The following is a 13608-nucleotide window of genomic DNA, read 5'->3' on the forward strand; positions in this document are numbered from 1 at the left end:
CAAAGGAGCTTCAGATGAGCAATCACCCTAAAGATAAACGCGACGTGAATGATGAAAAGCATCCCGCCAAGGACAATCCCAGCGAACACGGTGAGATCCCCAGAACGCGCGATGACAGTGAAGACGACAAAAAAGATCCGTTTAACGACGAATAACAAACATCATTAGCAACGGCAGCGCGGCAAACAGCGTTAATGCGGTTGGCGCGCCTGCCAGCATAAAGAGTTGTCCAAACAGCAGTGATCCCATCACCTGACCCGCCGCCAACATAACGAACAAGATGCCTACGCCAACGGCGGGGGCATTGTTGGTTGCTTCTGCGCCCCACACCAGCAACACGCCCGAGAGCGTAACATACGCCGCGCCACCCAGCGCCACGGCGGGAAACAGCCAGGCTGAATAGTGATGGCTGAACGCCAGTAGCAATAAGGGCACGGCAAGGCAGCATTGCGACAGCCAATAAACCCGCTTCATCCCCATCCATTTCGCCATCGGGCCGGTGAGCGCGCCGATAATGCCTGCTGCGCCAGCGATGAGCCACAACAGGCTAACCATGCGGTCGCTGACGTGAATGTGATGCAGCAGATCCGGGCCGAAGCTCCACCAAGCCGCGCTGGCGACGCCGCTGAACAGTGCAATGAAGATAAGGCGCTGCAGCGAACGCTGCCGCAGGTGGCTTAACCAGGATTCACGTTGAGCGTTTTCACTGTGATTGGGTAGCAGGCGCCAAATCGGCACCAGGCAGATCATCGCCAGCGCGGCAAAAACCGCACAGGCGATGCGCCAGCCGCCGGGCAGCCAGTACAAAATTGGCACTGACAACATAATGCCCATGCTGGTTCCGGCATTGATAACCGTGTTCATCTGCGGCTGTTGCTCAGCCTCAATACGCTGGCTGACGGCGCTCGCTAACGCAGGCGAGGCGAGACCGGCGCTCATACCGGCGATAAACAATCCCACGCCCAGCATCCACGGCGATACCGCGCTCGCGATGATCAACAAACCCAACGCGGCACACAGCGCGGCAATCGCAGCTGGAAATCGCGGCCCGGCGCGGGCGGTCATCATCGGCGCGATCAACACCGCCACACAGTAAGCGGCAAAGCTACAGGCCGAAAGCACGCCAGAAACGCGCCGGGTAAAGGGGATGTCGTGCATCACCTCGGGCATCATCAAGCCCCAGGCGAAACGCGCCATACCGTAGGTCACCGCGATAAGTGCAAATCCGGTGATGCCGAGCGCCGTACCCTTCATGTCTGTTCACTGAACGCGATAAGCTGCAGCGCGGCGTTTTTACCGGCTTCGCACGCCTGCGCCGCGCCGATGATCAGCGCGGAAGTCAGCACACCTTCAAACAGCAGCCAAACCGCATCCGCTAGCGCGACATGCTGCTTGCCGAGCGCCTGTTGAATGGCGCGTGCAATGTAATCGCGCATCTTGTGGCGGTAAGCCAGCGCCTGTTCAGCTAGCGCGGCATCTTCTCCGGCGTATTCGCCCCATGCCTTGAGAAACAAGCAGCCATTATTGCCATATTGCTGCATCCAGTCGGCCATCGCATCGAACATGTGGCTGACCGCTTGTGGATGGTCCGGCGATTGCAACGCGGCGAAGAAACGATCTTGTCGCGCCTCCAGCACCGCGGCCGTTAGCGCTTCACGCGAGGGGAAATAGCGATACAAGGTGCGCGTCGAGACATTCGCCTCGCTGCAAATGCGATCGGTGCTGATGGCGTGAAAGCCGTTGAGATAGAACAGCCGCTCAGCGGCATTGATGATATCGAGTTTCTTTTTCATCCTTAAAAAGTAAACCGATCGTTTTACTTTTGCAAATTTGGCTTGTCATCCATTTCGCCCATTTTGTAGGACATTTCCCCGGAATTGGGAATATCGCACCGCTTATCTGATTGTTTTATTGGTAAGTTATTTTAAACTACATGGAACAACTCCTGTCGTCGTAGAAGAGGTGAAGATGGCGAGTATTTTGATAATTGATGATCATCCAGTCGCACGTCTTGCGGTTCGTTTTTTACTGGAAAAAGATGGGCATACGGTGGTAGCCGAAGCGGAAGAGGGCCACCAGGCGTTGAAAATGATCAACGAACATCATCCCGATCTCATCGTGCTTGACCTCGATATTCCTGGACTAAGCGGCATTGAGCTGATCGTGAAATTGCGCGCAGCGGAATATCGCGGTGGCATTCTGGTGTTAACCGCTCGCGATGATGACCACTATTTGAGTCGCTGTATGAGCACCGGGGCCGATGGTTTTGTCGGTAAGCGTAATAATCTGGAAGAGCTGGGTGATGCGGTGCGCGCCGTGATGCGCGGTTACGGCTACTTCCCACTGAAGCGCCGCGATAATAAGGGCACCAATAAAATGCCCGAAGCGGAAGTGGATGCGATTAAAAATCTCTCAAGCCGCGAATTTCAGGTTCTGCAGCATCTGGCGCGCGGTATGAAAGTGATCGATATCTCTGAGATCATGCACATCAGCAATAAAACTGTCAGTACTTACAAAACCCGCATCCTGACCAAACTGGCGCTGAATTCTACACTCGAATTAATCGATTTCGCGCGTCGTCATCATCTCGATTAGTGTGCTGCGTTGCACAGAAAGAGGCTCTCTTGGCTAAATCTGCAAAATCCTTAGATTCACTACTTAGCCTGGAGCGCCTGCGCACGTTAACTGGCCACGATGAATCCCTGCTTTACGCCATGCTTGCCATGACACTAAAAAGTAATTCCACGGATTTAAACGTAGCTGCAGCGCTTTATGCCCGCGCGGATTGGGGTGAACTCGCCAAAAGCGTGCACCGTATTGCCGGAGCCGCGCAGATCACCGGCGCTCGTCGCGCTGAACATGCCTGTCGCCAGTTAGAAACAGCCTGCCTGCAATATCTCCCTGACAACATCCTCTTAGCCAATCTGTGGTCGGAAGTCTCTTCAACAGTTGAAGAGATCAATGCCAGTATTGCTGATTACCTCGAGCAGCATTCTGCTCAATAAATCCTGACGCCCGCATCAATGCTTACATTGGACTACAGCGGCCTACAAAATGGACTACAAGAATTACAGCCTATCTTGACAAATGTAGGCCTCCGCTCTGATACCTGACATCCCCTGTAAACCGTAATCTTTACGCCATCAGACGGACACCTTCCCTTAAGCAACACCAGGTCTTCTTAAGGGTACTCAGTCTGAGGACCGGAGCGATTAGCCTCCACGTAAAAACGACAAACAGGGAATCATTCTCGTGAGCAAAACTACTCAATCTATTTTCGCTGCTTCCGCTTTGGCTCTGCTGGTGATGAGCGCGTCGTCTCAGGCATCAGACGGTACCATCACCTTTAATGGTGAACTGACTGCCAGTACCTGTGACGTTATCGTTGACGGCCAGGGGGCAGATGCCACTATCCAGCTGCCAATAGTATCAACTGCCGACCTGAAAGCCGCGTCTAAGGTTGCGGGTCGTACCGGCTTCAACATGGCGCTGAATAACTGTAGCGGCACGTTGAAAACGGCATCAGCCTTCTTCGAAGCGGGTGCAACAGTGGACACCGTAACCGGTCGTCTGAAAAATACGGTCACGGCCCCCAACGGTGGTGCAACCAACGTTAGCCTGCAGTTGCTGGATGGGGACAACTCGAACGTGATTCAGGCGGGCAACCAGAATCAAATCACAAACAATTCCTTCGTCGACGTAGCCTCCGGAAGTGGAACGCTGAGCTATGCCGTGCAGTATTACGCCGAAAATGCCACCACCCCGGGTTTGGTATCAAGCAACGTCGTTTACTCAATTATGTATAAGTAGTCATCGTCAGGTGGGAGAAATCCCACCTTTCTTTCTCAGGATTTCAACATGAACATCTCCCGTAACAAAACCCTGCCTTTTTTTGCTTTGCTTTGGGCAACTTTAATGAGTGGCCAGGCATTAGCCAGCATCGTCATTACCGGTACGCGCGTTATCTATCATCAGGATGACAAAGAAGTCTCCGTGCAACTGAAAAACGTGGGAGCTTCACCCGTGTTGATCCAAAGCTGGGTTGATAACGGAGATGCCAATGCGACACCTGAGAACATTCAAACGCCTTACATCATCACGCCACCGGTGAACCGTGTTGATGCAGGGAAAGGGCAGACTTTACGTTTGTCTTTAAGCAATTCTGGTGCGTTTGCACACGATCGTGAATCAGTGTCATGGCTAAACGTGCTGGAGATTCCGGCTAAAACCAAAGACAAGGCGGAACTTAATACCTTACAGATGGCGTTCCGCACCCGTATCAAACTGTTTTATCGTCCAGCAGGACTGAAGGGCGATGCGAATGAAGCGGTGAAATCGCTGAATTGGTCTGTGAGTAATGGCCAGCTGAAAGCCAGCAATCCAACGCCTTACAACGTCTCGCTAGTGACGGTTACGGTGAATGGACGCACGATTGACGGTGAAATGGTGCCGCCACTCTCCTCGTTGACTTTCAAAATCAGCGCCAGCGCAGGTGCCAACGTAAGCGGCGACTACGTTAACGATTTCGGGGCCGTTCAGCCTTTTACCGCTGCCATTAAATAACTTCTCTCTTGAATCTCTATCTCCTATAGCCGGCATGTCAGGACGTGCCGGAAGGCACGCTTATGACTTTTACCAGAGAATCTTCAATGCCACTGCGTTACACCTTATTAGCGAGCGCGGTGTTTACCGCGTTATTAAGTGGCGCAAATCAAGCCTTTGCCGCTGAAGAGGCGGAGTTTGACGCCAGTTTTTTACAGGTCAGCAAAGGGGGAGCCATTGATCTGGCGCGCTTTAACCAGGGCGCATCGGCTACACCGGGCACCTATCGCACGTTGGTGTACGTTAATGAACACTTGATTGCCAATCAGGATATCAACTTCCGCGAGATGGCAAATAAGCAAGTTCGCGCCTGCATACCTTCATCATTGCTGAAAAAGATCCCGTTTAATGCCTCGGCGCTGCCCGCGTCGGCTGCGGATCTGCTCACGAGTGAAAAGGATTGCAGCGATTTAACGTCTGTATTGCCGGACGCCAGCGTGAGCTACGACAGCAACCAGTTGCGTCTCGACATCTCCATTCCGCAAATCTATCTGAATAAGGTGCCACAGGATTACGTTGATCCAGCGTTATGGGATGAAGGGATCCCGGCCTTCATGTTGGGATACTCGACCAATGCCTACACCAGCCGCTCGGCGGGACAGGTGTATAAATCCTTCTTTGGCGGCGTGAACGCAGGGTTGAACATCGGCGGTTGGTACCTGCGTCACAACGGCAACTACAACTGGCAGCAACAAGGCGGCAGCGGTTATCAGTCGCTTAATACCTATGTGCAGCATGATGTAGTGCCATTGCGTGGACGCCTTGTCGTCGGGCAATCAAATACCAGCGGTGTGATTTTCGATACGCTGCCGTTCAGTGGCGTTCAACTGGCCAGCGACGAGCGCATGTTGCCGGAATCTCAGCGCGGCTATGCGCCGGAAATTCGCGGTATCGCGCGCACCAACGCACGCGTAACGGTTAGTCAGCAAGGTCAGGTGATTTATGAAACCACCGTGTCGCCGGGCGAGTTCCTAATCGACGATCTTTATCCTACCGGCTACGGTGGCGATCTCGAGGTAACGGTGATTGAAGCGGATGGCAGCAAAAGCAGTTTCCGCGTGCCTTATGCAGCGGTAGCGCAATTGCTGCGCCCAGGAACATTCCGCTATGACGTGACGGCGGGTAAATTGCGTGCCAACTACATTCGTGATGACGTCGCGCTCTATCAGGGCACTTGGCAATATGGCTTAACTAACAATGTTACCGGTTACGCAGGATTGCAGGCGAGCCAGAATTATTATGCGCTGCAAGGCGGAACGGCGTTAGGTACACCTCTGGGTGCTTTTGCTTTTGATATTACGCAGGCACGCACCCATCTGCGCAATGTTGATGAGCAGCAAGATGCCAGCATGACCGGGCAAAGTTACCGTATTAGCTACAGCAAAGCGGTGCCGGAAAGCGGCAGTAATCTGTCAATCGCTGCTTACCGCTTCTCAACGTCCGGTTATATGGATTTTATGACAGCGATGCAAAGCCGTGATGTGCTACAGCGTGGCGCTAGCCTGGATTCCGTATATCGTGCCAAAAATCGTTTCTCGGTCACCGCCGGACAAACGCTGCCGGATATATGGGGAAATGTCTACCTCAGTGGCTCGATGCAGGATTACTGGAATCGTGAAGGCAACCAGAAACAGTTCCAGCTTGGCTATAACAATCGCACTGGTTCCGTGTCATGGGGCATTTCCGTCAACCGTAGCTACAGCAGCTATGGCAGCTCGCAAAACAGTTACTTGCTGAGTTTCAGTATGCCGTTGGGTAGTGATAATCAACGCCATACGCCGCTATTACGCACTGAACTTTCACATGACAATGATGGGCGTTGGGGGCAACTCGCCTCGATCGCCGGTACGGCGGGAGATGATAACCAGTTCAGCTATGGCGCAACGGCGCGTCATGCTGCGGCAGGTGATGGCAGCAGCGGCTCGCTCAATGGACAATATCGCGCCAGTGCTACTAACCTCAGCGGTTCATTGAGTACGGGTAAAGGTTACCAGAGCGGTTCTGTGGGACTTAATGGTACGATCGTGGCACACAGCGGTGGTGTAACCTTGAGCCCGTACACCGGCGATACCTATGCACTGGTGGAAGCCAAAGGTGCGCAGGGCGCGAGCGTGTCGTCCTATCCGGGCGTGTTTGTCGATAACAGCGGATATGCGCTGGTACCTTATCTCAATCCCTATCAGATGAATGAGATCGTGGTGGATCCCAAAGGCACGTCAGCGGGCGTGGAGCTTGAGAACACCTCTTCACGCGTCGCACCTTATTCAGGTGCGGTGGTGAAAGTGAAATACAAGGCGCACCGTGGTCTGCCAATACTGATTTCCGCGAACTGGCAAGGCAAACCCTTACCGTTTGGCGCCGATGTGCTGGACAGCAAAGGCAAGCAGGTGGGTTCCGTGGGTCAGGCAGGACAGGCATACGCCTTGGTAGAACAAGAGCAGGGCAAATTGACGGTGCGCTGGGGTAACGATGCCAATCAATCGTGTCAGTTACCATACAAACGTATGCCTGAAGCAAAAAACAGCAAACCTGCACTGCAATCCTTTAATGCGGTTTGTGGTCGCTAAATGTCAAGTGCCTGGTGGAGCAACTCCGCCGGGCAGTTAAACATCTCTAAAAACTTTAGTTTTACTCAATCTGGCCGATTATTAAGATGTCATTCTTGATAAGAGGCCACAACATGACTTTCCGCAACGCCATCCTGTTTGCCTTTCTCTCCAGCTTATATTCAGCCAATGTGCCAGCTTCGGGCAGCACGCTTCATTTTCAGGGTTATTTAAAAGAAGAGACGTGCGAGATAACCTTGCAGCAAAAAAACGTTAAGACCCATTGTCCCAGAACCACTCAACCGCGTATTTCAGCAATTCACTCTGATGTCCGATTCAAGGCTTTGCCTGGTCATCAAGGCAGTATGAAGTTAGTGTGGATTGATAATACAAAGCAGAAAGGAATTATTACGACGACCTATCGTTGAGTATTGCAGGTGAATGGAACGCGATTGACTGCGACCTAACCAAAACGGTTGGTTTGCGTGTTTCCTACTAACATGATGGGATTCAGATATAAAAAAGGGAATAAGGTATACAACCTTATTCCCGCTCATTTAACAATGCTTAATCAGTAATAGCTTATATTGAAAATCACTTTACCATTTGCAACACCAGGCGAAACGGTGCCGCCTGTTTTGATATAGCGCGCGGAGAAAGGCAGTAAAACCGTCCCCACCGCGTTACTGGCCATATTTTTATCGAGCGTCTGGTTGAGATTGACCGGTGCAGGTGAAACCTTTCCGTCGGCAATTTGAATACCTATACCTTGTGCGGAATCAGCACTGTTGTCCAGACTCATAATGCCCTGAGCGGCGTCAATGACCCCATTACTCGGTGTGAATCTAATCTTGATACTGTTCGTCACCCAGGTTCCTGCGGCAAATCCGCTGCCAGTATGATACGTAGGCGGTGCGCTGGGATTGGAATAATTACCCTGAAATGCTGGGCAGTTAGTCAATCGAATATCGAATGGCACCCATGAGGTGGCATTGGCTTTGCCTGTACCAAACCAGCTATTGATTTCCCATTTGCCCATGTTGACGTTGACATCGGGTGTGGTACAACTGGCGGCAATCACATTCAGACTGCCGGAGAAGTTAAGTCGATAGGGCGTATCAGGAATATTCACTACAGGCGTAACAGATCCGGTGGTTAATAAAACGGTTGGCAGCTGTGCACCATTAACTGTGCCTGCACTCATTGGGCCGGTCTTAATAAAATGAAGAGTAAATGAGTTACCATAATAAAAATGATAGGCTGTATTTCCCACCGGCGTCGTCCACTTTTTTACCGCTGAAGTGGTAATGGCTTGATTGGCGGTAGTACCGTCATTATTGACAATGGCGACACCTAGACCGGGAACACCTGTTTGAAATACTGCGCCCGCATAATTTCCAGTCCAGCCCGGAACTAATGCCGGTGCATTGGTCAGGCTAAGATACTGGTCAATACTGAACCCATTTGATGTTCCTTCAGGACGACAAACTAACCAAGGTTGTTTACCTGTACTGCCTATCACCTTAAGGGTATGCACTGTCGAGCCAACCGGAACGTCAGCGCCAACTGAAATATTCGCAACTGAAAGCGGAACAGTTAAATTTACCGGGCCAGAACCGGGATCATAATCACAGCGATCTGCCCAAGCCAATTGGCTTGTGGTATTAATCAGTAAAAATAATATAGCGACGATAATTTTCTTCATGACAAACTCGAATTCACGCGTTTAGTGGAATGTGCTAAAGGCAAAGTTAGGGATTGGACGTCATTTTAATAATTGTTTTACCGGCACTCCATCAGAGTGGAATCGCAATTATGTAAGGCATTTCGTACAAACAGCGTTAGCGAGATTTTTATCTACTTTGAAAAAATAGTGTTCTGCTCATTCACAGGTCACGCCTCTCATCCTTATGCACCGTTCTGCAACGGGCGTATCAGAAAAAAGCTATGCCACGACTCACATCCATCTTCCCGCTGGGTAAAAATTCTCTGAGTCCTACAATTTGGTAAAATGTGTTGTTAAGTTATATTGTTACAGCAGGACGAGTAGGATCGGATTGGCACAAAACTGCTGAAAAGCTCAGGGTCAGGAATAGGAAGCATAAGTAATTTCCTACAGACCATTCTGTTAAAACCGGATAGTGTAATCCGCCCTGGGAACTCATTGATAACCCGCTCAGCGTAGTCATCAGGATCTCATTTCTATGAAAAAAGTAATCATTGTTGATGACCATCCGGTTATCCGATTTGCCGTAAAAATGTTGCTGGAACGCAATGAGATGGAAGTGGTGGCCGAAACCAATAACGGTGTCGACGCTATTCAGAAAACACGGGAATGTTTGCCAGATTTAGTGCTGCTGGATATTGGGCTGCCAAAAATTGATGGTTTCCAGGTGCTGGAGCGGCTGCGCACCCTGAATTTGTCGCTAAAGATCTTAGTGCTGACATCGCAGTCCAGCAGCCATTTTGCCCAGCGCTGTAAACAAGCCGGTGCAGATGGCTTCGTCACCAAATCTGATGATATGAGCGAATTATTAGATGCCATCAAAATGGTGATGCGCGGGTACAGTTTTTTTCCGCAATCAACCTATCAATCGTATGAGCAAACTGACAGCTATCATGATGACGACGGCTTGTTAGAGCAACTTTCCGATCGTGAATTGAGCGTGTTAGTTAGCATCGGTAAGGGCATGGGTAATAAACAGATTGGCGAACAATTGCTGCTGAGTGAAAAAACGATCAGCACTTATAAACATCGTCTAAAGCAGAAGCTCAATGCGCAGTCGCTGATCGAGCTAATCGATTTTGCCCGTCGTAACAACCTGATCAAATAGCCGGTGCTATGCGTACGCTTTGCTGCATTTTCCTGATATTGCTCTGTGCCGCGCGGGTTCCTGTGCAGGCGAAAGAGTTTCATTTACTGACTCGCGCCTCATTTGAGGGGCTCAAACCGCTAGTGCTTTCGACGGAAGACCGTCATCTGCTGCAGGATAAAAAGCAGTTAGTAATGGGCATTTTTCCCAGCGAGTCACCGCCTTATGGCATGACTAACATGCGGGACGAATATGAAGGATTGAGCGCCGACTATGCTGGACTGGTAGCTAAACAGCTCGGCTTAACGCTGCACATTGAGCAATATGCGTCGCTGGAGCAAGCACTCAATGCGTTGAAAAGTGGCAAGATCGATTTGGTGCCGTCGCTCACTGCGCGGCAGGATGAGAGCCCGCTGCTTTTTTCTGATCCTTATGCCAGTGAACAACCGGTTCTCGGCATGCGCGCCAACGATAACGACCCTTTGCCCGGCGATCTCCACAATATTGATGTTGCCGTGGTGAAGACCTATCTGCCTTTAAGCCTGCTGCGTCAGGCTTATCCGCACGCTAATTTCCGCATGTATGAAAATTATCAGGATGCGCTGAGCGCCGTCTCCTTTGGAACCGCGCGTGTCTATCTGGGCAACAGTTTTTCCCTCAGCCGTAACTTTTTAAATAATTTGCGCATGGTCCGCTTTAGCCAGCTGCCGCAGAAGATGATCAGTTTTGCGTTTTCCGAGCAGGCGACAGAACTTCAAACGCTGGTGAATCGTGCAATCAGTAACGTGCCGCAGGAAGAGAAAAACGAACTGTTGCGTATTTGGCAGCCCGACATGGTGGGGATGAACCAGTCGCTGAATACCCCACCTTTCACCGCTGAGGAACGTAAATGGATGATGGCGCATCCGGTGATAAAAATGGTGATGTTCAGCCAGGACAAAGCCGCGCCCATGACCATTATCGATCAGAGTGGCGCGCTGCGTGGCATGGTGAGCGACCTCATTACGCTGGTGACATTAAAAACCGGCTTGCGCTTCAGTTTTGAAACCGTGGATACCTCCCAAGAGTTGGTAAACCGCGTCAACAGCGCCGATTTTGATATGTTCGCCTCGCTGACACCCAGCGCTCAGCGCGAACAGCAAATTCTGTTTACCCGACCTTATCTGCGCAGCACCTTTGCCCTGACCACGCGCGTGGGTAACAACGATATTCATTCGCTGCCCGATCTGCGAGGCAAGCGGCTGGCGATGGTCGCCAACACCAGCGTCGAAAATATGGTGCATGCGCGTTATCCGGAAATCGAGATTGTGCCGGTACAGAACATCACAGAAATGATGGCGAAGGTGGAAAAAGGCCAGGCCGATGCGGGCGTCGATATTCTGGTGATGGTGGATTATCAGATCAAAACTCACTTCCAGAATAAGTTAAAGATGGTCAGCGCCATTGGCAGTTCGCCCGCGTGGGTTTCGTTTGGCGTTGGACGCGCCGATCCCGAACTGCGCAGCATTCTCGATAAAGTGCTGCTGAGCATTCCGCCGGTGGAGATTGAGGAGCTGGCCAACCGCTGGCGGCCCAGCGACCTGATTGTTTACGACAGCTTCTGGCAGCGCTATCAGGCGGTGCTGATCGCCAGCATCATCTTCTTTGTATTGCTCATGTTGATGGTGATTGGCTGGGCGCTGTATCAGCGACAAATCATCCGCCGAAAAGCCGAGCTGCGGCGTGAACTGAATGTGCAGCTGGCACAGTTACAAGCGTTGGTGACCAGCATGCCGTTCCCGGTTTCACTGCGCGACAAAGATGGTCGTTTAACCTACTGTAACCAACGCTATTTAGTGGAAACCGGTGTGATTTATGAAGAGGCTTTGGGCAAAACCATGCCCGAACATCCCGGCTTACGCACGCCAGAGCAGGCGGCGTTTTATCACAATCAGCTGATTGATGTGGTAAAAACTGGCGTTCCGATCGTTGAAGATCGCCGTTATGACCTCTGGGATAACCCGGATTCTTCGATTGGCGTCACCGTTTATCAGTGGATCCAGCCGTTTAACGACAGCGATGGCAACGTGGTCGGTGTTATCGCCGGTTGGATGGACATCTCCGAGCGTGAAGCGCTGTTTGCCGAACTACGCGAGGCCAAAGAGCGGGCCGAAGATTCCAGCCGCGCTAAATCAGTTTTTCTCTCGACCATGAGCCATGAAATCCGTACGCCAATGAACGCCATTATCGGCATGCTGGATATGGCGCTGAAAAAAGGGCGCAGCGGCGAGCAGGATTTGCAGGCATTAGAAGTGGCGTACGATTCAGCGGAAAGTCTGGTGGGGCTGATTGGCGATATCCTCGACATCTCGCGCATTGAAGGCGGCCAGCTGGAATATCATCCGGAAGCGGTGCATCCCGGCAAGCTGATCGATAACCTGATGAAGGTGTTTCAGGGGCTAGCGATTGACAAAAATATCACGCTGACCAGGCACATTCCCGAAGATGGGTTGGAGCAGGTGCTCGCCGATCCGTTGCGCATCAAGCAGGTGCTGTCCAATCTGTTAAGCAACGCGATCAAATTCACCGATCAGGGCGGCGTCTCACTGACACTCACCCAACGGAAAGATGTCGCTGCCGGCCACGTGTATCTGGTGATTGAAGTGCAGGACAGCGGCATTGGTATTGATGAAAAACAGCAGGCCGCGCTGTTTAAACCCTTCAGCCAGGCCGATAACCGCCGCGCCGGAACCGGGCTTGGTCTTTATATCAGCCGTACCATTTGTGAAAAGATGGGCGGAACCTTAACGCTGAGCAGTGAAAAAGGTGTGGGAACCTGCGCCCGCGCTACGTTGATGTTGCCGATGGCGGAAAGTCAGAGCCTCGAGCTGGAAGAGAAAGCGGAAGAGGGTGAAAAACTGCCGCTCCGTTCGGTGCTGGTGGTGGATGATAACGCAGCTAACCGTATGCTGCTGGCGAAACAGTTGAGTTGGTTGGGGCAACATGCGGATTTGGCCGCTGATGGTCATGAAGCATTACAGATGTGGCAGCGTGGCAATTACGATGTGGTGATCACCGACTGCAATATGCCGGGTTTAAATGGTTATCAACTAACCGAGATTATTCGTGAATCGGAAGAAGATTTAGGGCGTGAACCGATTTGGATCATGGGCTTTACCGCGAATGCCATGCATGTGGTAATCAAACGCTGCCTGGAAGCCGGCATGAACAGCTGTCTGTTTAAACCCTGCTCGATCAGCAGCCTGGCGGCCGCACTGCGCGCGATTGGTGCAGAACAATCTCCAGCGGACGTCACCGTGCCTGCAGCGCCAGAGAGTAGCGATGTTGATCGCCAGATGGAAGCGGCCATGCGCGATTTAATGGTTGCCACGCTGGCGGAAGATTTGGCGCAGTTAGACGATTTCAACCTCGACCATCATCGTGCTGAAATTGCCGATCTGGTACATCGCATCGCGGGCAGCGTGCGTATCGCCCGCCAGCATCGGTTGGCTGATGCCTGTCTGCAACTGGAGATTGCCTGCCGCGATCCACAACAGCAAAGCGACGAATTGCAGCCACGCTTGAGTGAGCTGGTCACGCGGTTGGCAGCTTATCAGGCGCAGCTGGAGAGTGCAGCGGTTCTGAGTGATATCGCCGAAGAGGAGTAA

The 13608-nt window shown here is 51.7% G+C and carries 12 protein-coding genes; 9 read left to right on the forward strand and 3 right to left on the reverse strand.

The annotated features are described in order from the left end of the window. Positions 1 to 14 precede the first annotated feature (14 nt). Positions 15 to 155 (forward strand): hypothetical protein, encoded by a 141-nt coding sequence (locus ACYAC5_RS21705; protein WP_167391175.1) that lies wholly within the window; start codon positions 15 to 17, stop codon positions 153 to 155. Here ACYAC5_RS21705 and ACYAC5_RS21710 read toward each other — a convergent pair. Further along, a complete protein-coding gene (locus ACYAC5_RS21710; RefSeq protein WP_280173140.1) occupies positions 142 to 1254 on the reverse strand; it encodes an MFS transporter in 1113 nt (370 codons plus the stop codon). The genes ACYAC5_RS21705 and ACYAC5_RS21710 overlap by 14 nt on opposite strands. After that, positions 1251 to 1793, reverse strand: coding sequence for a TetR/AcrR family transcriptional regulator (locus ACYAC5_RS21715; RefSeq protein ID WP_137387367.1), 543 nt, complete (start codon positions 1791 to 1793; stop codon positions 1251 to 1253). The genes ACYAC5_RS21710 and ACYAC5_RS21715 overlap by 4 nt, the downstream gene beginning before the upstream one ends. A gap of 175 nt (positions 1794 to 1968) precedes the next feature. Between ACYAC5_RS21715 and ACYAC5_RS21720 the strand changes: the two genes are divergently transcribed. The 6 genes from ACYAC5_RS21720 (at position 1969) to ACYAC5_RS21745 (ending at position 7576) form a co-directional block, all read left to right on the forward strand. Next, a complete protein-coding gene (locus ACYAC5_RS21720; protein WP_192413021.1) occupies positions 1969 to 2595 on the forward strand; it encodes a response regulator in 627 nt (208 codons plus the stop codon). A gap of 29 nt (positions 2596 to 2624) precedes the next feature. Beyond that, positions 2625 to 3005, forward strand: coding sequence for an Hpt domain-containing protein (locus tag ACYAC5_RS21725; protein ID WP_462063030.1), 381 nt, complete (start codon positions 2625 to 2627; stop codon positions 3003 to 3005). Positions 3006 to 3306: 301 nt separating this feature from the next. Beyond that, positions 3307 to 3810 carry a fimbrial protein gene (locus tag ACYAC5_RS21730; protein WP_110866986.1) on the forward strand — a complete coding sequence of 168 codons (504 nt, stop codon included), beginning with the start codon at positions 3307 to 3309 and terminating at the stop codon, positions 3808 to 3810. A gap of 48 nt (positions 3811 to 3858) precedes the next feature. Continuing rightward, positions 3859 to 4563 carry a fimbrial biogenesis chaperone gene (locus ACYAC5_RS21735; RefSeq protein WP_210080349.1) on the forward strand — a complete coding sequence of 235 codons (705 nt, stop codon included), beginning with the start codon at positions 3859 to 3861 and terminating at the stop codon, positions 4561 to 4563. A gap of 62 nt (positions 4564 to 4625) precedes the next feature. Continuing rightward, a complete protein-coding gene (locus tag ACYAC5_RS21740) occupies positions 4626 to 7169 on the forward strand; it encodes a fimbria/pilus outer membrane usher protein (protein ID WP_462063032.1) in 2544 nt (847 codons plus the stop codon). 113 nt (positions 7170 to 7282) lie between these two features. Next, the gene (locus tag ACYAC5_RS21745; protein ID WP_280173137.1) at positions 7283 to 7576 is read left to right on the forward strand and encodes a hypothetical protein; all 294 of its coding nucleotides are present in this window, start codon (positions 7283 to 7285) and stop codon (positions 7574 to 7576) included. A gap of 143 nt (positions 7577 to 7719) precedes the next feature. Here ACYAC5_RS21745 and ACYAC5_RS21750 read toward each other — a convergent pair whose 3' ends face one another. Further along, positions 7720 to 8853, reverse strand: a complete 1134-nt coding sequence (locus tag ACYAC5_RS21750) for a fimbrial protein (RefSeq protein ID WP_462063034.1) — start codon at positions 8851 to 8853, stop codon at positions 7720 to 7722. A 499-nt stretch (positions 8854 to 9352) separates the two neighbouring features. On the opposite strand from ACYAC5_RS21750, the gene ACYAC5_RS21755 reads away from it, so the two are divergent. Then, on the forward strand, positions 9353 to 9982 hold the full coding sequence (locus ACYAC5_RS21755; protein ID WP_280173135.1) for a response regulator transcription factor: 630 nt from the start codon (positions 9353 to 9355) through the stop codon (positions 9980 to 9982). A 122-nt stretch (positions 9983 to 10104) separates the two neighbouring features. Continuing rightward, on the forward strand, positions 10105 to 13608 hold the full coding sequence (locus ACYAC5_RS21760) for a transporter substrate-binding domain-containing protein (RefSeq protein WP_462063036.1): 3504 nt from the start codon (positions 10105 to 10107) through the stop codon (positions 13606 to 13608).

The sequence above is a fragment of the Pantoea sp. y20 genome (assembly GCF_054903455.1).

Coding starts and splice junctions, on each gene's coding strand:
- ACYAC5_RS21705 (WP_167391175.1), top strand. CDS start 15: ATGAGCAATCACCCTAAAGATAAACGCGACGTGAATGATGAAAAGCAT.
- ACYAC5_RS21710 (WP_280173140.1), bottom strand. CDS start 1,254: ATGAAGGGTACGGCGCTCGGCATCACCGGATTTGCACTTATCGCGGTG.
- ACYAC5_RS21715 (WP_137387367.1), bottom strand. CDS start 1,793: ATGAAAAAGAAACTCGATATCATCAATGCCGCTGAGCGGCTGTTCTAT.
- ACYAC5_RS21720 (WP_192413021.1), top strand. CDS start 1,969: ATGGCGAGTATTTTGATAATTGATGATCATCCAGTCGCACGTCTTGCG.
- ACYAC5_RS21730 (WP_110866986.1), top strand. CDS start 3,307: ATGAGCGCGTCGTCTCAGGCATCAGACGGTACCATCACCTTTAATGGT.
- ACYAC5_RS21735 (WP_210080349.1), top strand. CDS start 3,859: ATGAACATCTCCCGTAACAAAACCCTGCCTTTTTTTGCTTTGCTTTGG.
- ACYAC5_RS21740 (WP_462063032.1), top strand. CDS start 4,626: ATGACTTTTACCAGAGAATCTTCAATGCCACTGCGTTACACCTTATTA.
- ACYAC5_RS21745 (WP_280173137.1), top strand. CDS start 7,283: ATGACTTTCCGCAACGCCATCCTGTTTGCCTTTCTCTCCAGCTTATAT.
- ACYAC5_RS21750 (WP_462063034.1), bottom strand. CDS start 8,853: ATGAAGAAAATTATCGTCGCTATATTATTTTTACTGATTAATACCACA.
- ACYAC5_RS21755 (WP_280173135.1), top strand. CDS start 9,353: ATGAAAAAAGTAATCATTGTTGATGACCATCCGGTTATCCGATTTGCC.